The organism is Streptomyces capitiformicae, assembly GCF_002214185.1.
GTDB lineage: Bacteria > Actinomycetota > Actinomycetes > Streptomycetales > Streptomycetaceae > Streptomyces > Streptomyces capitiformicae.
The window spans coordinates 6242463-6261554 of record NZ_CP022161.1; the positions used below are offsets into that span (position 1 = coordinate 6242463).

At 69.3% G+C, this 19092-nt stretch carries 12 protein-coding genes; 5 read left to right on the forward strand and 7 right to left on the reverse strand.

Going from position 1 to position 19092, the window contains the following annotated elements; translation table 11 throughout:
- Positions 1-221 precede the first annotated feature (221 nt).
- Positions 222-2012 (forward strand): serine/threonine-protein kinase, encoded by a 1791-nt coding sequence (locus CES90_RS27815; protein ID WP_268257053.1) that lies wholly within the window; start codon positions 222-224, stop codon positions 2010-2012.
- Between the two features lie 61 nt (positions 2013-2073).
- Here CES90_RS27815 and CES90_RS27820 read toward each other — a convergent pair whose 3' ends face one another.
- A complete protein-coding gene (locus CES90_RS27820) occupies positions 2074-7044 on the reverse strand; it encodes an NAD-glutamate dehydrogenase (protein WP_189786853.1) in 4971 nt (1656 codons plus the stop codon).
- An 834-nt stretch (positions 7045-7878) separates the two neighbouring features.
- On the opposite strand from CES90_RS27820, the gene CES90_RS27825 reads away from it, so the two are divergent.
- The gene (locus CES90_RS27825) at positions 7879-8445 is read left to right on the forward strand and encodes a DJ-1/PfpI family protein (protein WP_189786854.1); all 567 of its coding nucleotides are present in this window, start codon (positions 7879-7881) and stop codon (positions 8443-8445) included.
- Between the two features lie 28 nt (positions 8446-8473).
- Here CES90_RS27825 and CES90_RS27830 read toward each other — a convergent pair whose 3' ends face one another.
- Together CES90_RS27830 and CES90_RS27835 are read right to left on the reverse strand one after the other, a co-directional pair.
- Positions 8474-9142: an HAD family hydrolase gene (locus CES90_RS27830; RefSeq protein ID WP_189786855.1), complete on the reverse strand. Its 669-nt coding sequence runs from the start codon at positions 9140-9142 to the stop codon at positions 8474-8476.
- Between the two features lie 123 nt (positions 9143-9265).
- Positions 9266-9781 carry a DUF6912 family protein gene (locus tag CES90_RS27835; RefSeq protein WP_189786856.1) on the reverse strand — a complete coding sequence of 172 codons (516 nt, stop codon included), beginning with the start codon at positions 9779-9781 and terminating at the stop codon, positions 9266-9268.
- Positions 9782-10144: 363 nt separating this feature from the next.
- Here CES90_RS27835 and CES90_RS27840 point away from each other — a divergent pair, with 363 nt between their 5' ends.
- Positions 10145-10660 carry an Rv3235 family protein gene (locus tag CES90_RS27840; protein WP_189786857.1) on the forward strand — a complete coding sequence of 172 codons (516 nt, stop codon included), beginning with the start codon at positions 10145-10147 and terminating at the stop codon, positions 10658-10660.
- Positions 10661-10782: 122 nt separating this feature from the next.
- On the opposite strand, the gene secA is transcribed toward CES90_RS27840, so the two are convergent.
- On the reverse strand, positions 10783-13632 hold the full coding sequence (gene secA / locus CES90_RS27845) for a preprotein translocase subunit SecA (protein ID WP_189786858.1): 2850 nt from the start codon (positions 13630-13632) through the stop codon (positions 10783-10785).
- Positions 13633-13933: 301 nt separating this feature from the next.
- Here secA and CES90_RS27850 point away from each other — a divergent pair, with 301 nt between their 5' ends.
- Both CES90_RS27850 and CES90_RS27855 read left to right on the forward strand, forming a co-directional pair.
- Positions 13934-14509, forward strand: a complete 576-nt coding sequence (locus tag CES90_RS27850; protein ID WP_189786859.1) for a GNAT family N-acetyltransferase — start codon at positions 13934-13936, stop codon at positions 14507-14509.
- Between the two features lie 224 nt (positions 14510-14733).
- Positions 14734-15924, forward strand: coding sequence for a winged helix-turn-helix domain-containing protein (locus tag CES90_RS27855; RefSeq protein WP_189786860.1), 1191 nt, complete (start codon positions 14734-14736; stop codon positions 15922-15924).
- A gap of 56 nt (positions 15925-15980) precedes the next feature.
- On the opposite strand, the gene CES90_RS27860 is transcribed toward CES90_RS27855, so the two are convergent.
- The 3 genes from CES90_RS27860 to CES90_RS27870 form a co-directional block, all read right to left on the reverse strand.
- On the reverse strand, positions 15981-16730 hold the full coding sequence (locus tag CES90_RS27860; RefSeq protein ID WP_189786861.1) for a response regulator: 750 nt from the start codon (positions 16728-16730) through the stop codon (positions 15981-15983).
- Positions 16731-16935: 205 nt separating this feature from the next.
- Positions 16936-17628 (reverse strand): ribosome hibernation-promoting factor, HPF/YfiA family, encoded by a 693-nt coding sequence (gene hpf / locus CES90_RS27865; RefSeq protein ID WP_373313560.1) that lies wholly within the window; start codon positions 17626-17628, stop codon positions 16936-16938.
- A gap of 326 nt (positions 17629-17954) precedes the next feature.
- Complete coding sequence (locus CES90_RS27870) at positions 17955-19025, reverse strand: ComF family protein (RefSeq protein WP_189786862.1); 1071 nt, start codon at positions 19023-19025, stop codon at positions 17955-17957.
- Positions 19026-19092: the final 67 nt, after the last annotated feature.

The window sequence follows — 19092 nt, forward strand, 5'->3', positions numbered from 1 at the left end:
CAATCTACGGCTCCGCCGCGTGGGCGCGACAAGCCCCACCCATCCGCACATACAAACGCACCGCAAGCACCCCCGTGGAACCGCACCACCAGGCCCAACTGTCATAAGCGGCGTATAAAATCAGGGCACTTGCATCGGGGGAGGTTCTCATTACCACCAGCACTGGCGACATCCTGAGCCCTCTGGGGCCACAGGACCCGCGAGAAACCGCCGGCTACCAGCTGACCGCCCGTATCGGCGAAGGCGGCATGGGCACGGTCTACCTGTCCCACACCCGCGGCGGCCAGCCGGTCGCACTGAAGGTCATCCGCCGCGAGTACGGCCAGGACCCGGACTTCCGCCGCCGCTTCGAGCAGGAGGTCCAGGCGGCCCGCCGCGTGCAGGGCTACCACATCGTCCCGGTCGTCGACCACGACACCACCGGCGAACTCCCCTGGCTGGCCTCGGCGTTCATCGCCGGCATCCCCCTGCACGACGCCCTCGTCGCCTTCGGCCCGCTCCCTCTGCCCGCCGTCTTCCAGCTGGTCGGCTGCGCGGCCCGCGCCCTGACGTCGATCCACTCGGCCGGCGTCATCCACCGCGACCTCAAGCCCAGCAACATCCTGCTGGGCTCCCAGGGCCCGTACGTCATCGACTTCGGCATCGCCCGCGCCGCCGACGCCACCCAACTCACCCAGTCCGGCGGCCTGATCGGCACCCCGCAGTACATGTCGCCTGAGCACGCCCTCGGTGAGACGGTCACCCCGGCGACCGACGTCTTCTCGCTCGGCCTGATCGCGGCGGTCGCCGCCACCGGACGCCACCCGTACGGCGACGGCGGCGCCATCACGATCGCCGCGCAGATCGCCAACACCGCCCAGCGCCCGCCGAAACTGGACGGCTACGACGACACGTTGCGCCCCCTGCTGGAGCGTTGTCTGACCGCCGATCCGGCGGAGCGCATCGGCACGGAGGAACTGGCCGCGCTCTGCCAGGAGTCGGCGGGCCGAGGCCTCAGCGACTTCACAGGCTGGCTCCCGGCCCCGCTCACCGCCGAGATCACCCGCCGCGAGCAGTCCGCCCAGACCCCGCCCCAGCCGACGGCACCCCAGATGCCGACCGCGCCGCCCCCCACCACTCCCCCGGCGCAGCCCACCGCGCCCCCGCAGGACCCGGCGACGGGCACCACCCAGGGCGTACCCCAGGCGGCCCCGCCGACCGGTTTCGGCCCGGCCCCCCAGGGCCCGGCAGCCGCGGGCTACGGCTACCCGCCGCCCGCACCCCACACGTACAACCTCACCCCCCAGGCCCCTGCCCCGGCCCCGGCGGCCCCCAAGAAGAGCCGCCGCGGCCTCAAGGTGGCCCTCATCGCCCTCGTCCTCGTCCTCGTGGCCGGCTCGGGCGCGGCGGCCGCGGTATGGGTGCTGAACAAGAAGAACAAGGACAGCAACAGCACCGACACCGCGGGCGACGGCAAAGCGTCCTCGACACCGAGCCCGACCCCCACCGAGTCCGAGCCGGAGTCCGACTCCGGCTCCGGCTCCGGCTCCGGCGGGCAGGGCGGCGGGGGCGAGGGGACAGACCCGAGCGAATCCCCCACCGTGCCCGAGAACGCGACGTACACGCCGCTCTTCGAGAACAAGTCCTTCACCCTCCGCACCCCCACCGGCTCGGACTACGTCTACGTCGACCTCGACAAACCGGAGGTCGACATCAAGGCCGAAATGCTCGACAACGTGCGGGACATGTACCTCGACAACAGCCACTGGTACTTCGAGAACACGGTGGGCAAGAGCGGGGGCGCCACCCCCCAGGAGTGCGCCGAGGGCACGGGGACGGACGCCCTGCCCGAGACCCTGGACTCCAAGTACTTCGGCGCGGAGACGGAGATCGACAAGGGCGACAGGCTCTGCACGTTCACCAAGTCCGGAAACCTCGCGATGTACGAGATCACCGCGCTGACCCCGGGCGAGTACAGCTGGGAAGTACCCACCGTCGAGGGCAAGTTGACCATCTGGAAGGTCACCGAGTAACCCGGCGACGCACACGAACGGGGGCGCCCCAAGATCTTGGGGCGCCCCCGTTGCCGTATCCCTACGAGTGGCTGCGCAGCAGCGTCCGCATCGTCCGCATCGCCACCGACAGGTTCGCCAGGTCGAACGCGTCGGAGCCCTGGATCTCCTCCAGGGTGATCCGCGCCCGGCCGAGGATCGCCGCGTTCTTCTGCTCCCACACCTTGAAGCGCTGCTCGGGTGTGGACGTGCCGTTCCCGGCGGCGAGGACGTCGGCGGTGAGTGCCGAGTGGGCGGCGTACAGGTCCTCGCGGATCGCCGCGCGGGCCATGGACTGCCAGCGGTCGGCGCGCGGCAGCTCGATGATGCGGTCCATGAGCTGGGCGATGCGCAGCCGGTCGGCGAGGTCGTAGTAGACCTCGGCGACGGCCAGCGGTTCCTTGTCCATGCGGTCGGCGACCGAGACCACGTCGAGCGCCGGGAAGGCGGAGGAGAACCCGGAGACACGTGTCGCCAGCTCGTCGGGGACGCCGGCGGCCGTCAGCTCGTCGTAGATCTTCTGGTACCACTCCAGGTCCGCGCCGCGCAGCAGCTTGGGCAGCTCGCCCCAGACCTGGTTCACGCCCTCGGAGAAGAACGCGATGGTCTCGGTGAGCTGCAGCGGCTGCGGCCGGTTGTTGAGCAGCCAGCGCGTACCGCGTTCGACGAGGCGGCGGGAGTGCAGCCGGATCCGGGTCTGGACGTCGGCGGCGACCTTGTTGTCGAGGCCCTCGACCGCGTCCCACACCGCGCCCGACCCGAAGATCGCGCGGGACGCGGTCTGCGCCCGGACGATCTCCTCCAGCGAGGCCCCGGTCTCCTCCCGCAGCCGGTGCAGGAAGCTCGTACCGCCCGTGTTGACGGTGTCGTTGACCAGCAGGGTCGTGACGATCTCACGGGCCAGCGGGTGGCTGTCGATGTGCTCGGGGAACTGCTCGCGCAGCGCCGTCGGGAAGTACGTGTGCAGCAGGCGCCGCAGATAGGCGTCGTCGGGCAGCGAGGTGTGCAGCAGCTCCTCGGCGACGGTGATCTTCGTGTACGCGAGGAGTACGGCCGTCTCGGGGCCGGTGAGGCCGTGCCCGGTGGTGAGGCGCTCACGGATCTGCCGTTCGCTGGGCAGGAACTCGAGCGCGCGGTCGAGGTGGCCCTCCCTGACCAGATGGCGCATGAAGCGCTGCTGGGCGTGGAGCATGTCCTTGGACTGGGCGAGGGCGTTGGCGATGGCCGTGTTCTGCGCGTAGTTGTTGCGCAGGACGAGACGGCCGACCTCGTCGGTCATCTCGGCGAGCAGTTTGTTGCGCTGCTTGACGGTCATGTCGCCTTCCGCGACGAGGCCGTTGAGGAGGATCTTGATGTTCACCTCGTGGTCGGAGGTGTCCACGCCCGCGCTGTTGTCGATGGCGTCGGTGTTGACGCGGCCCCCGTTCTGCGCGAACTCGATCCGGCCCAGCTGGGTGAGTCCGAGGTTGCCGCCCTCGCCGACGACCTGGACGCGCAGATCACCGCCGTCGACGCGGATGGCGTCGTTGGCCTTGTCGCCGACGTCGGCGTGCGACTCCGTGCCGGCCTTGACGTACGTCCCGATGCCGCCGTTCCACAGCAGGTCGACCGGCGCCTTGAGGATCGCCTTCATCAGGTCGGCCGGCGTCATCTTGGAGATCTTCTCCTCGATGCCGAGGGCGTCCCGGATGTGGTGGTTGACCGGGATCGCCTTGGCGGTGCGCGGGAAGACGCCGCCGCCGGCCGAGATCAGCTCGGCGTTGTAGTCCTCCCAGGAGCTGCGCGGGAGTTCGAAGATGCGGCGGCGCTCGGCGTAGGAGGTGGCCGCGTCCGGGTGGGGGTCGATGAAGATGTGCCGGTGGTCGAAGGCGGCGACGAGACGGATGTGCTCGCTGAGCAGCATGCCGTTGCCGAACACGTCACCGGACATGTCACCGATGCCGACGACCGTGAAGTCCTGGGTCTGCGTGTCCACGCCCAGCTCCCGGAAGTGCCGCTTGACGGACTCCCAGGCGCCGCGGGCGGTGATGCCCATGCCCTTGTGGTCGTAGCCGGCGCTGCCGCCGGAGGCGAAGGCGTCCCCGAGCCAGAAGTTGTAGCTCTGGGCGACCTCGTTGGCGATGTCGGAGAAGGTCGCGGTGCCCTTGTCGGCGGCGACGACGAGGTAGGTGTCGTCCTCGTCGTGCCGTACGACGTCGGCGGGCGGCGTGACCTCGCCCGCAACCATGTTGTCGGTGATGTCGAGCAGCGCGGAGATGAAGGTCTTGTAGCTGCGGATGCCCTCGGCGAGCCAGGCGTCCCGGTCCACGGACGGGTCCGGCAGGTGCTTGGCGACGAAGCCGCCCTTGGCGCCGACGGGCACGATGACGGTGTTCTTCACCATCTGCGCCTTGACCAGGCCGAGGATCTCGGTCCGGAAGTCCTCCCGCCGGTCGGACCAGCGCAGACCACCGCGGGCGACCTTGCCGAACCTGAGGTGCACGCCCTCGACGCGCGGCGAGTACACCCAGATCTCGAACGCCGGGCGCGGCGCCGGCAGGTCGGGGATGGCCTGCGGGTCGAACTTCATGGAGACGTAGTCGTGCGGCCTGCCGCCGGCCGCCTCCTGGAAGAAGTTGGTGCGCAGCGTCGCCTTGATGACGGTCAGGAAGGACCGCAGGATCCGGTCCTCGTCCAGCGAGGCCACCTGGTCGAGCGCCGCGTCGACCTCTTCGAGGAGCGCGTCGACGATCTCCCGCCCGGCCCGCTGCCGGTCGGGCGACATCCGCGCCTCGAACAGCGACACGAGCAACCGGGTGGTGTGGACGTTGTTGCGGAGGGTGTCCTCCATGTAGTCCTGGCTGAACGTGGACCCGGCCTGCCGCAGGTACTTGGCGTACGCGCGCAGCACCATGGCCTGCCGCCAGGTGAGCCCGGCGCTCAGCACGAGCGCGTTGAACCCGTCGTTCTCGGCCTGCCCGGTCCAGGTCGCCGCGAAGGCCTCCTGCACCCGCTCCCGCGCGTCGTCCCCATGGAAGTCCCCGCCGGTCTTCGACTTGGGCATGCGCAGCCCGAAGTCGTAGATCCACCCCGTCGTACGGTCCGCGCAGCGCAGCTCGTACGGCCGCTCGTCGATGACCTCGACGCCGAGCCGGTTGAGCACCGGGAGCACGGCGGAGAGGGAGACGGACGCGCCCTTGCGGTAGATCTTGAACCGGCGCTCGTCGGGCGCGGCGCCCACGGGCTCGTACAGGCTGAGCCCGAAGTCCTCATCCTGTTCGAGCTGTTCGAGCCGGACGAGGTCGGCGACGGCGGCGCGGGGGTTGTGGTCGGCCTTGTAGCCCTCGGGGAAGGCGTTGTTGTAGCGGCGCAGCAGTTCGGCGGCGCGTTCCTCGCCGAGTTCGGCGGTGAGCGCCTCGGCGAAGCCGTCGGCCCAGGAGCGGGCGGCCTCCACCAGCCGGGCCTCGACGCGCTCCTTGTCGGCGTCGGTCAGCTGCGGCAGCTCGGTGCCCTGCGGGACGCGGACCACGAAGTGCAGCCGGGAGAGGATCGACTCGGTGTTCCAGGCGGTGAAGTCGACGCTGGTGCCGCCGAGTTCCTCCTTGAGGATGTCGATGATCCTCAGGCGTACGCCGGTGGTGTAGCGGTCGCGCGGCAGGTAGACGAGGGCGGAGTAGTAGCGCCCGTACTCGTCCTGTCGCAGATACAGCCGCAGCCGGCGGCGCTCTTGCAGGTAGAGCACGGAGGTGACGATGGACCGCAGCTCGTCGACGGGCGTCTGGAACAGCTCGTCGCGCGGGTACGTCTCCAGGATCTGGAGCAGATCGCGCCCGTCGTGGCTGTTGGGCGAGAATCCGGCCCCTTGCAGCACCTCGTCCACCTTGCGCCGGATGACGGGCACCCGGCGTACGGACTCGGTGTAGGCGGCCGAGGAGAACAGGCCGAGGAACCGCCGCTCACCGACGACGTTCCCCTCGGCGTCGAACTTCTTGACGCCCACGTAGTCGAGGTAGGAGGGCCGGTGCACGGTGGCGCGGCTGTTGGCCTTCGTCAGGACGAGCAGATTGTGCTCACGGGCCTTGGCGCGGGCGTCGGCGGGCAGCCGCTCGAAGGAGGAGCTGACGGGGTGCTGGTCGCGCCCGGAGTGATGCGGATCGGCGCGCAGGATGCCGAGCCCGGTCCCGGCGACGGCGGCCAGCGAGTCGTCCCCGCGCAGCTCGTACTCCCGGTACCCCAGGAAGGTGAAGTGGTCGTCGGCGAGCCAGCGCAGCAGCTCGCGGGCCTCCTCGACCTCCTGGTCGCGCAGGTCGTCGGCGGTGGGCTCGGTGGGCAGTCCGTCGGCGATACGCATCGCCGCGTCCCGCATCTTCTCCCAGTCCTCGACGGCCTCCCGCACGTCGGACAGCACACGCAGGAGATCATTGGTGATCTGCTTCAGATCGGACCGGTCGGTCTCACGGTCGATCTCGACGTGGATCCAGGACTCGATGTGCGCGTCGTGCGGCAGCGTCTCGCCCGCGGCGACCGAGGCGGTGGCCGCGGCGACGGCCGTCGGCTCGATGATCAGCTCGACGAGCTTGCCGGTCACATCGCGCCGTACGACGACCTGCGGATGGATGACGACATGGATCCCCCGCCCCTGCCGTGACAGCTCATTGGTCACGGAGTCGACGAGGAACGGCATGTCGTCCGTGACGACCTCGACGACGGAGTGGCTGCACGTCCAGCCGTTCTCCTCCACCGTGGGCGTGTGGACCCGCACACTGGCCGTTCCCTGAGGGCGGTTCTCGGCCAGCCGGTAGTGGGAAAGGGCGGCTCCGAAGACGTCGACCGGGTCGCGGTCGCCCAGGTCCTCCGGGGCGGTGTGCAGGTAGTAGCGCTGGAGGAACGCGAGCACGGTGTCGTGGTCCGGGGCGCCGGACATACTCTCGCTCGTCGTCCCAGTCGGTAGCTGCCCCCCGACCGGGCTGTTCTCAGCTACCCGGGCGGCCCTCTCGAGCAGCTCGGCCTTGGCTTCGTCCAGCTTGGTCTGCATTGTCCTCTGGCTCCTGTCGCGCGCCGTTGCGTGACGTAGAAGGAAGTACGGTCTCTTCCCTGCCGACGTGACGTCGTGACGCGGGGTGTCCGGTCTCTCTCGACGCTATGCCGCCAGGTGAGATGTGCGGGGGTATCTGAGCCAATTTTGAGCTGCCCGACGGGTGTGACACTGATCTCGGCAGCGCCTCTGTCCGGGGAGTGCTCGGCGTCCTGGGAAACCTCGATGTCCCGTCCCGCCCGCGAAGACCAGCGACCGCCACCCGGCCACGGATGCCCTCCGTGCTCACCGGGCGCGAAGCAGGGACAACCAAGCCCCCGCGGACTATCGCGCTGATCACGCCACCAAGGCTATCGCTCCGGACGGGGGGCCCGTCATGAGCCGTATGTGTACAAAACCAAGGCTCCAACTTTGACACTCCGCACAGTACCAGCCACGCACGTTTGAGCTAGGCGCTGCGCAGGCGAGCTTAGCGGGGGAAGGTGCGGATCGCCCGGGACGTGCTCGGGAAGTGCTGCGGGAATGCTCGGGGAGCGCATGAGGAGCGGCGCCGGATGCCTCCGGCTCACCGGACGCCTCCGCTCTTTCAGCCCCTCCGGCGTTTGAGGAGCGGGGCCTGGTGCGGAGCCCCAGGATGGAAGGGCAGGGGCGGCGGGGGCGAGACAACCAAGAGTCGAACCCCGGCCGGCCCCCGCGCCCGCCCCGAACCCCGCACACCCCCTTGGCAAACCCCCACCCCGGAGGCACGTTGACGAAGGAAGCCCGACGCAACCCGACAAACCAGCGCAACCCGAAGAAGCCCACCGCACCCGCACAGCCGAGGAGAGCCCCACCATGACAGCCAAGATCCTGATCATCACCGGCGACGCGGCGGAGTCCCTGGAGGTCCTGTACCCCTACCAACGCCTACGCGAAGAGGGCTACGACGTCCACATCGCCGCCCCCAGCCGCAAAACCCTCCGCTTCGTCGTCCACGACTTCGAACCCGGCTTCGACACCTACACCGAGAAGCCCGGCTACACCTGGCCCGCGGACCTGGCCTTCTCCGAGGTCGACCCCGGCCAGTACGCCGCCCTCGTCATCCCCGGCGGGCGAGCCCCCGAGTACCTCCGCAACGACCCCGAACTCCGCAAGATCCTCAAGGCCTTCTTCGACACCGACAAACCGGTCGCCCAGATCTGCCACGGCCCCCTGCTGACCGCCGCCGTGGACGCCCTCCACGGCCGCCGCGTCACCGCGTACCCCGCCCTGGAACCCGATATGCAGGCGGCCGGCGCGATCTTCCAGGACGCCGAGACCGTGGTCGACGGCACCCTCGTCTCCGCCCGCGCCTGGCCGGACCACTCCCGCTGGATGCGCGAGTTCCTGACGGTACTGCGAGCGAAGGCACCGGCGACCTGAGCGCACCCGGAGAACACTCACGCCGCGCCTACGCGGCCAGCCGCTCCGCCTCCGCGACGGCCTCCTCCAGCGTGTCCACCACCGGCACCCCGACACCCTCCAAGCTGGCCCGACTGTGCGACCCGCCGGTGTAGAGCACGGCCCGCGCCCCCACATACCGGGCGGCGACCGCGTCATCGGCGGCGTCCCCGATCACGACCGTACGCTCCGGCTCCACCCCCACGAGCCGACGCAGATGCCGCACCATGTGCTCGCTCTTGCTGCCCCCGGACGGCCCGGTCCGCCCGTCGACCCGTATGAAGTGCGACTCGATCCCGAACCCCCGCACCAACGGAACCAGTTCCTCATGCACATACATGCTGAGGATCGACTGACTGCGCCCCGCCGACCGCCAGTCCGCGAGCAGCGCCGGCACCCCCTCGGTGAGGTCGCACGCGACCCGATGCTCCGCGTAGTACCGGTGGAAGATCCCGTCCATGACCTCCCACTCCTCGTCCGTCGGCAGCCGCCCGATCAACCGCTCGTAGAACTTCGGCACCGGCACGCAATAAAGCTCCCGGTACCGCTCCAACGTGAGCGGCTCGATCCCCAACTCGGCGAACGCCGCGTTCGTCGCCCCGATGATCGCCTCGTTGTCATGGAACAGCGTCCCGTTCCAGTCCCAGACGATGTGCGCCCCAACTCCGTGCTTCCCCATGCCCAAGAACGTACCCTCTCCTACTGACAACGCACCGTGACCATGAGTACGCCGACCGAACACGGAACCGAACCCGGTCGTGCGGCAGTCGTGCCGCCGTGGCACCCACAACCAGGGAGGGACTCAGCCCCCCAGCCCCACCAGGTTCGGGATCTCCTGCGTCGCGTACCACAGCAGCTCATGGTCATCGGCCCCGTCCACGATGAACTGGGCGTCGTCGTCTCCCTGGTCCGCCGCCCCCAGCGCGTCCACGGCCTCCCCCACCTCACCCTCCGCCTCCACGGAGTCGACATGCACGGCCGCCGCCTTGGCCAACGCCACCGGCCCGGCGACCCGCACCTCCCCGAGCGCGGCCGGGTCGAGCCCCCGATCGGGATCGGCGACCGCGTCCCGGTCAGCCACATCCACGGCCACGACCACCCGTCGCCGAACAGCCCCCGGCTCCCCCGCCAACAACCGCAACGAGGCGAGCGCGGCCCGATTGAGCGCGGCGTACTCCAGCTCCTCGATGTCGTCGGACAGATACCACTCCCGCAAGGCCGGCGTGACGGCGTACGCGACGAACGGCCCGTCCCCCAGTTCACCCGTCTTGTACGCCTCGGCGAGCCCAGGAAGGGTCAGGGGGACGTAGACGCGCATGGCAGGCCGCTTTCGTAGTCGTGTTCGCCGGCCCCCGAAGAGGCCTCGACGAAGAGGCTTCGACGAGGGGTCTCCGCGAGGTCTCCGAGAGACTCGGAGGAGCTTCAGGATACGTGCGGGCGTCCCCTTTCGAGGTCCCACCCGAACCCCCGAACCCGTCCACCCCAGGGCCACCACCTCACCCGGCACACCCTTGCCCCACCAGGCCCGGACCCCCTCCCCATCACCCTGATAGGGGAACATTCCGCTGCCTCCGCCGGACGCCACCCTTCCTTGCGTCCGCCCCCTCCGGCCTCGTACAAGATCCCCACCACGAAGTTACCGACAGGTATCAAGCGCCTGTTCCGACGAACGGGGACACCCATGAACAAGGTCATGACCAGGACGAAGCGCAGCACCGGCACCCGCCCACCCGTCCGCCACGACACCCGCCGCCCCGGCCGCACCCCCGCCCGCACAGCCCCGGGACACGGCCGCCCCTCAACCGCACGGACCACCCCCACTCCCCCTTCGGCCCCCACCAGGCCCGCCCCCCAGCTCCGCCCCACCGACCACTTCGCCGACCTCCTGCTGGCCGTGCTGAGCGGCCGACGCCCCGTGCACAGCATGCTCCGCCACACCGCGGGCCGCGCCTACGACGAACTGGCCCGGCTCGCCGAACTCGGCCCCCTGCGCACCCTCCACGGCGTCCACCCGGTCGTACGCGACATCGGCTACTACGTCGCCGCCCCGGGCGCCCTGGAGGTCTTCGCCCGCATCGGCGCGGGCGACCGACTCCGCGCCATGGCCTTCCGCCTGGAACACGGCCCCGACCACCGCTGGCGCTGCACAGCCGTGGAACTGGGCGGCCCGAGGCCCCCGCACCCGGCCGACGACTGAACCACCCCACCGATAGGACCGTGGCATCCAGACGCACGAAGGGCCGGGCACCCGAAGATGCCCGGCCCTTCAGAGCCTCACTACGACACTACGCCGCTGCGCCGCTCCTCACGGAGCGTCCGTCACTTCTTGCGGCGACGCCCGCCCGCCTTGCCCTGCTGCTTGCGGCGCTCCGCGCGCGTGAGGCCGTCGGCCTCGGAGCGGATCGGCTCGTCGTCGGGCAGATCGCCCTCGACGATGCCGCCCTCGCCGTCCACGGTCGGCGCGGAGAAGTGCAGCCGGTCGCGACGCTGCGGGGCCTCCAGGCCCTTCGCGCGGATCTCCGGACGGGAGGCACCCGCCTGGGCCGGCACCGCCTCGCCCTTCTCCAGGGACGGCTTGGTGTCCTCGACCGGGACCTCCTCGACCTGCTGCTCGACCTGGACCTCCAGGTTGAACAGATAGCCGACGGACTCCTCCTTGATGCCCTCCATCATGGCCTGGAACATGTCGAAGCCCTCGCGCTGGTACTCGACCAGCGGGTCCTTCTGGGCCATCGCACGCAGGCCGATGCCCTCCTGGAGGTAGTCCATCTCATAAAGGTGCTCACGCCACTTGCGGTCCAGCACCGACAGGACGACCCGGCGCTCCAGCTCACGCATGATCTCGGAGCCGAGCTGCGCCTCCCGCGCCTCGTACTGCTCGTGGATGTCGTCCTTGATGGACTCGGCGATGAACTCGGCGGTCAGCCCGGCCCGGTCACCGGCCGCCTCCTCCAGCTCGTCGACGGTGACCTTCACCGGGTAGAGCTGCTTGAAGGCGCCCCACAGCCGGTCCAGGTCCCACTCCTCGGCGAAGCCCTCGGCGGTCTCGGCGCCGATGTACGCGTCGATCGTGTCGTCCATGAAGTGCTGGATCTGCTCGTGCAGGTCCTCGCCCTCCAGGACACGGCGCCGCTCGCCGTAGATGACCTCGCGCTGCCGGTTGAGGACCTCGTCGTACTTGAGGACGTTCTTCCGGGTCTCGAAGTTCTGCTGCTCGACCTGCGACTGGGCGGAGGCGATCGCGCGCGTGACCATCTTGTTCTCGATCGGGACGTCGTCCGGCACGTTGGCCATGGACATCACGCGCTCGACCATCTGGGCCTTGAAGAGCCTCATCAGGTCGTCACCCAGCGACAGATAGAAGCGGGACTCGCCCGGGTCGCCCTGACGGCCGGAACGACCGCGCAGCTGGTTGTCGATACGACGGGACTCGTGCCGCTCGGTGCCCAGGACGTAGAGGCCGCCGAGGGACTCGACCTCCTCCTTCTCGGCCTTGACCGCCTCCTCGGCCTTCGCGAGGGCCTCGGGCAGGGCCTGGGCCCACTCCTCGATGTGCTCCTCGGGGTCGAGTCCGCGCTGGCGCAGCTCCGCCTCGGCAAGGTCCTCGGGGTTGCCGCCGAGCTTGATGTCCGTACCACGGCCGGCCATGTTCGTGGCCACCGTGACGGCGCCCTTGCGGCCGGCCTGGGCGACGATCGTCGCCTCACGGTCGTGCTGCTTGGCGTTGAGCACCTCGTGCTGGACACCGCGCTTGGAGAGCTGCTGCGAGAGGTACTCGGACTTCTCGACCGACGTCGTACCGACGAGGATCGGCTGGCCCTTCTCGTGCTTCTCGACGATGTCGTCGACGACCGCCTCGAACTTCGCGACCTCGGTGCGGTAGATCAGGTCCGACTGGTCCTTGCGGATCATCGGCCGGTTGGTCGGGATCGGGACGACGCCGAGCTTGTAGATCTGGTGGAACTCGGCGGCCTCGGTCATCGCCGTACCGGTCATACCGGAGAGTCCGGGCATCTCCTTGCCGTTGTGGTCGTGGCGCTTGTACAGGCGGAAGAAGTTCTGCAGGGTGATCGTGGCGAGCGTCTGGTTCTCGTCCTTGATGTCCACCCCTTCCTTCGCCTCGATCGCCTGGTGCATGCCCTCGTTGTAGCGGCGGCCGGCGAGGATACGGCCGGTGTGCTCATCGACGATCATGACTTCGCCGTCCATGACGACGTAGTCCTTGTCCTTCTTGAAGAGCTCCTTGGCCTTGATGGCGTTGTTCAGATAGCCCACCAGAGGCGTGTTCACCGACTCGTACAGGTTGTCGATGCCCAGCCAGTCCTCGACCTTGGAGACACCGGACTCGTGGATGGCGACCGTGCGCTTCTTCTCGTCGACCTCGTAGTCGCCGGTCTCCTCGATGCCCTTCAGGGGGTTGCCGGGCTCGCCCTTCTTCAGGCGCGTGACCAGCTTGGCGAAGTCGCCGTACCACTTGGTGGCCTGATCGGCCGGACCGGAGATGATCAGCGGCGTACGGGCCTCGTCGACGAGGATCGAGTCGACCTCGTCGACGATCGCGTAGTTGTGGCCGCGTTGGACGAGCTCGTCCTTGGACCACGCCATGTTGTCGCGGAGGTAGTCAAAACCGAACTCGTTGTTCGTGCCGTACGTGATGTCGCACGCGTACTGCTCGCGACGCTGGGCCGGCGTCATGTTGGCGAGGATGCAGCCGACGCTCAGACCCAGGAACTTGTGGACGCGACCCATCATCTCGGAGTCACGCTCGGCCAGGTAGTCGTTGACCGTGATCAGGTGGACGCCCTCACCGGACAGAGCGTTCAGATACGCGGGCAGCGTGCCGACGAGGGTCTTGCCCTCACCGGTCTTCATCTCGGCCACATAACCGAGGTGGAGGGCGGCGCCACCCATGATCTGCACGTCGTAGTGACGCTGACCGAGCGCGCGCTTGGCACCCTCGCGCACGGTGGCGAACGCCTCGGGGAGCAGGTCATCCAGGCTCTCACCGTCGGCGTACCGCTGCTTGTACTCATCGGTGAGGGCCCGCAGCTCGGCGTCGGAGAGGTCGACGAAGTCCTCTTCGATGGAGTTGACCTGGTCCGCGATGCGGTGCAGCTTGCGCAGGATCTTGCCTTCGCCTGCACGCATGATCTTCGAGAGGACGGACACGGGGGTTTGTCTCCTTGCCGGTCGGGCCTGGGACGGTCGGTTTCAATGACAGTTGGCAGTTTTCAATCACAGCTTGAGCAACGGCCATCGTAAGCGAGGACCCCACCGTGCCGGGAGGTCTGTCAGTGACAGCCACCAGGACAACGCACGGGCGTCGCCGATGGTGCCGCGTTCCGCCCACGAAACGCACGAATTGTGACCCCGTCCGCACGTCCCGCGAACCGGGACCCTCCACAGGACGGCCGCAATGACGGCCCCCATGAGGATGGCGCCCTTCCGCCGCGCCGAGCAGAATCGCCCGATGGAACCCGTCACCCTGACCACCGAGCGCCTGCTGCTGCGCACCGTGGACGCACACGACACCGACACGGTGTACGCGGCCGCACAGGACCCGGACATCCAGCGCTGGACGACCATCCCCTCACCGTACCTGCGCGAGCACGCGGTGGGTTTCATCGAGCAGGCGGTTCCCGAAGGCTGGGCCAACGCCTCCATGTTCACCTTCGGCGTCTTCCTCCCCTCCGGGGAGCTGGCGGGCATGCTCGGCATCACCATGCGTTCCCTCGGCACCGCCGAGATCGGCTTCTGGGCCGCCAAGGAACACCGCCGCAACGGCTATATCACCGAGGCCACCCTCGCCGCCGCCCACTGGGCCTTCACCGCCCTCGCCATCGACCGCCTCGAATGGCGCGCCGAAGTAGGCAACACCGCCTCCCGCGCGGTAGCCGAACACACCGGCTTCACCCTGGAAGGCACCCTCCGCTCCGCCCTCAACAACAACGGAGTCCGCCGCGACTGCTGGATGGCCTCACTACTCCCCTCAGACATGGGCCTACCTTCTACGGCGCCGTATCTGCCGGCCCCGTCGTCCCTTTAGCCGCGGGAATCGAGCCGCTGGGGCGATGGGGGGTCCCCGCTCGAGCGAAACCGAGAGTGGGGGAGGGCGGGCGCAGCGGCACCTCGTAGCGCCGAGTCACGCAGCCAAGCCCCGCCCAGCCCAGCCCAGCCCCTGCACCGGGTGCCGCACGACCGAGCCCGAACCCAGCCCCCGTATCCCCAGCTCACCCCCACCTGTCAGTGCCCTCCCCTACGCTGCGACCCATGACACCCGACCCGCGCCCCACCACAGAACTCACCGCAGACGAGGCCCGCCGAATCGCCCTCCGGGCGCAGGGCTTCCTCGGCGCCCCCGACCGCAGGTCCGGCGTCCGCGGCGTGCTCCGACACCTCGGCGCGGTCCAACTCGACACCATCTCGGTCCTGGCCCGCTCCCACGAACTCATCCCGTACGCCCGCCTCGGCGCCATAGGCCGCACCACAGTCGACAAGGCCTACTGGACCACCGCGCCCACGGGCGCCCCTTCGGCACGCCCCCACGCCTTCGAGTACTGGTCCCACGCCGCCTGCATCCTCCCCATCGAGGAATGGCCCCACTTCGCCTTCCGCCGCCGCGCCTACCGCGCCCGCCCCCACTGGAACCACCCACTCCCCGACGGCGCCTACGACCGCGTCATCAAACAACTCCGCACCGAGGGCCCCCTCACCGCAACGGAGTTGGGCGGCGCGAAACGCACCAGCGAATGGTGGGACTGGTCCGGCGAGAAGGTCGCCGTCGAACGCGCCCTGATGTACGGCGAGGTGGTCTGCGTCGAGCGCCGCGGCTGGAAACGGGTGTACGACCTGGCCGAGCGTGCCATCCCGGACGCACTGCTCCACGACGAACTGGACGACAGGGAGTGCCTGCGCCGCCTGGTCCGCCAGGCCGGCGAGGCCCTGGGCGTCGGCACGCGCGCGGACATCGCCGACTACCACCGTCTCAAGGCCGAACAGTTCGACGAGGTGATCGCCGACTCCGGCCTGATCCCGGTGTCGGTGCAGGGCTGGGGCAAACCCGCCTGGGCCGACCCGGCGGCCCTGGAAGCCACCCCGCGCGGCCGCCACCGCACGACACTCCTGTCCCCGTTCGACTCCCTGATCTGGGAACGAGCCCGCACGGAACGGATCTTCGGCTTCACCCACCGCCTGGAGGCCTACGTCCCCAAACAGAAGCGCGTCCACGGCTACTTCGCGATGCCGGTCCTCGCCGGCGGCCGACTGGTCGGCCGTGTCGACCCCGCCCGCGACGGCCGGACCCTGGTCGCCAAACAGATCACCCTGGACGGCGCCAAAGCGATCCCCGCGGTGGCCCAAGCCCTGCTGGAGGCGGCCGGCTGGGTGGACTGCACCGACGTACGCGTGGAACGAGTGGACGCCCCCGAACTGCGCGAACCCCTCCTGAGAGCGCTCGCCTAGCGAGCCTCAGCAGATCTCTGCGGATCTCCCCGGATCTCAGCGGATCTCCCCGAATCTCAGCGGATCTCGAGGATCTTCTCCCGCATCGCGTACACCACGGCCTCCATCCTGGAGTGCAGCTGAAGCTTTTCCAGGATGTTGCGCACATGGTTCTTCACGGTGTTCTCGGAAATGAACAGCTCCTTGGCGATGTCCCTGTTGTTCATCCCCGTCGCCACGAGTTTGAGCACTTCGAGTTCCCGGTCCGTCAGCCGCGGCGCGGGCACCAGCCGCCGCTCGTCCGTCCGCTGGATCATGGACTTGAACTCGGTGAGCAGTTTCGACGCCATCGAGGGGCTGATCTGCGACTGCCCGTCGGCGACCGCGCGAATGGCCGTGGCCACCTCGTCCGTGGAGATCTCCTTGAGGAGATACCCGGTCGCACCGGCCTTGATCGCGTCGTAGAGGTCGGCTTCCTCGTCGCTGATCGTCAGCATGATGATCTTCGCGCTGGGGGCGACTTCCTTGATGGAGGTGCACGCCTCGATCCCGCCGCGCTTGGGCATCCGTACGTCCATCAGCACGATGTCCGGCAGCAGGTCCGCAGCCTTGTCGACCGCCTCCGCCCCGTCACCGGCCTCGCCGACGACCTGGATGTCCTCCTCGGCGGCGAGCACGATCTCCAGGCCACGGCGGAAGAGCGCGTGGTCATCCACGACAAGGACCCGGATGGGCTCCTTGCGTGGAGAGCCCGCCGCGGGTCCCATGCCGACGGGGCCTTCGTCGGCATCCTCGTCACGCATCGGTCCGAAGCTGCTGTCCGCCATCGTTCCTCCCCCTGAAGGCCGTGGCCTGTGTTCCTGTGCCATCGCCAACCCAAGGCAACGGCCCACCGGTTGGGGCCGGTTCGGCCATGATTTCATGCCCGGACGACAGCGCGGTGACAGAGCGAGCCACAAGGGGTCGCACACCGGTGCCCCTGGGGGCGCACGCGCGCTCCAGGGGCACCGGTTCAGCTGTCACCCGGCGCGGTCAGCCGCCGAGGGTGCCGCCCGCGGCGTCCGCATGCGCCTGGGCGACCATCGGGTCCGTGCTGAGGTGGATGACGCCGTAGTCGTAGGCGTGCCGCCGGTAGACGACACTCGGTTCCTTGGTCTCGGAGTCGACGAACAGATAGAAGTCGTGCCCGACCAGCTCCATCTCGTAGAGAGCCTGGTCGAGGGTCATCGGGGACGCGACGTGGGTCTTCTCACGGACGATGAGGGGGCCTTCGCCCTTCACTTCCAGCGAGCCGATCCTCTTGGTGGGCACGCCCTCCGACTTCTCCTCGTCGGCGACGTATCCGTTGCCGTTGAGGGTCGCCACGCCCGGAACGTGATCGGCGACCTCCGCGGCCGTGAGCCTGCGCGCGCCTCGGCGCGTGTAACGCTTGTCGTGCTGCTTGCGCAGCCGGGCTTCGAGCTTGTCCGCCGCCAGGTCGAGCGCCGCGTAGGGATCGCTCGCCGCTGCCTCCGCCCGGATCACCGGTCCGCGGGAGTGGAGCGTGATCTCCACCCGGTCACTGCGGTCGGCCTGTCGGGGGTTGGGCTCCTTGGACACCTCGACGTCGAGGCTGATCACCTTGCCATCGAGCTTCTGGATCTTCTCCAGCTTCAGCTTCTCGGCCACGTGCTTGCGGAACCGCTCGGGCACCTCGGTCTTGCGGCCCTTGACGACGATGTCCACGCAGAACTCCGTTCCCGGATCGCTCCGCTCCACTGGCGGAGCATCTCCCTTGTGCACCAGGTTCCGGTTCAGTCCGGAACCGCGGACTCGGTGACTTCCACCTCCTCCTCCCCCGAGGACAAGATCTCCACCCCGCCGAAGCGGGTGATTGCAGAAAACCCGCAGTACGGCATTCGGATATGTGGTGAACGGCTGGGGCCATTCCCGTACAACCGAACATATCTCGCCCGGACGGATGTCGTCACCCTCTACCGAGACGTACCTCCGTTCAGATGAATAGGCCCTCTCATCACCTGCAACGATGCAAGTTCTCTGTCAGTTCCGGTTCATGTCGAAAGAGTGTCGAAAGCGTCCGGCGGCGCCGCGACCACGGCTGCACAGACCCCGTCCCCGGCACCCTCCACACCGGCCATTCCCCTCACCCCGAGCGTCCGGACCACCACCTTTACTGTTCGCCCCACGCCCGCCGCCCTTGCCGCCGACCCCGCATCCGGCCCCCTTACAGCCGACCTCGCCTCCGGCCGCCTCGCGCCCGACCTCACGGCCGACTCCCCCGCGACCGACCTCGCGCCCGGCCCCCTTACAGCCGACCTCGCCTCCGGCCGCCTCGCGCCCGACCTCACGGCCGACTCCCCCGCGACCGACCTCGCGCCCGGCCCCCTGGCTCCTCGCCCCTCGGCCGACGCCCCCGAGATCGCGCACCCGGCCCGCGCCGCCCGCACCGCACGCGCCGCCTCCACGAGCGAGGCGCCCGTCGTCATCAGGTCATCCACGAGCACGACCCGACCACCGCCCAGCAGCCGAGCACCCCCGGCCACCACCTCCAGGGCACCCGCGAGGTTGTCCACCCGCTGCCGGGAGTCCAGCCCCGACTGATCGGCCACCGCACGCCGCTGCCGCAGCACCCCGACTACCCGGGCCGCCACCCCGCTACGCCTCAGCACCCCGGCGGCCGCGAGCGCGATCCGCCGGGCGGGGTCGTGACCACGGGCTCGGACCGCGCGGCGGGCGGAGGGGACGGGGACGAGCAGCACGGACTCTTCGTCGGGGGCCCCACCCCCTCCCCCACCCCTCCCCATCCCCCACCGCGCCTCACCCCGCGTCTCCTCCAGCCCCGCCCGTACGGCCCCTGCCAGGGCCGTACCTAGTGGTTCGGCGAGCGCCAGCGCACCCCGTTCCTTGTGCGCGAGCAGCGTGGCCCGTACCGCGTCCTCGTACGGAGCCGCCGCGTACACCACGGGCAGCCCCGATGGCTCCGGCACCGGTCGCACCCGGCCCGGCGGGGCACCGGTCAGCTCGGCGCGGCACTCCGGGCAGAGCACCGCGCGAGGCCTGCCGCAGCCTCCGCACTCGGCCGGCAGTACCAGATCTGTGAGGTCCTGCCACCACCCCCGCATGGCCACCACTGTGCCAATGCGGACGGGGCCGTGCCACCCCTGTGGAAAACCACCTGTGGACAACTCG

Bases quoted from the DNA above. Each gene is read 5' to 3' on its own strand.
- CES90_RS27830 (WP_189786855.1), bottom strand. From the start codon at position 9,142: ATGGGGAAGCACGGAGTTGGGGCGCACATCGTCTGGGACTGGAACGGG.
- CES90_RS27840 (WP_189786857.1), top strand. From the start codon at position 10,145: ATGAACAAGGTCATGACCAGGACGAAGCGCAGCACCGGCACCCGCCCA.
- CES90_RS27870 (WP_189786862.1), bottom strand. From the start codon at position 19,025: ATGCGGGGGTGGTGGCAGGACCTCACAGATCTGGTACTGCCGGCCGAG.
- CES90_RS27850 (WP_189786859.1), top strand. From the start codon at position 13,934: ATGGAACCCGTCACCCTGACCACCGAGCGCCTGCTGCTGCGCACCGTG.
- CES90_RS27820 (WP_189786853.1), bottom strand. From the start codon at position 7,044: ATGCAGACCAAGCTGGACGAAGCCAAGGCCGAGCTGCTCGAGAGGGCC.
- CES90_RS27855 (WP_189786860.1), top strand. From the start codon at position 14,734: ATGACACCCGACCCGCGCCCCACCACAGAACTCACCGCAGACGAGGCC.
- CES90_RS27860 (WP_189786861.1), bottom strand. From the start codon at position 16,730: ATGGCGGACAGCAGCTTCGGACCGATGCGTGACGAGGATGCCGACGAA.
- CES90_RS27835 (WP_189786856.1), bottom strand. From the start codon at position 9,781: ATGCGCGTCTACGTCCCCCTGACCCTTCCTGGGCTCGCCGAGGCGTAC.
- CES90_RS27825 (WP_189786854.1), top strand. From the start codon at position 7,879: ATGACAGCCAAGATCCTGATCATCACCGGCGACGCGGCGGAGTCCCTG.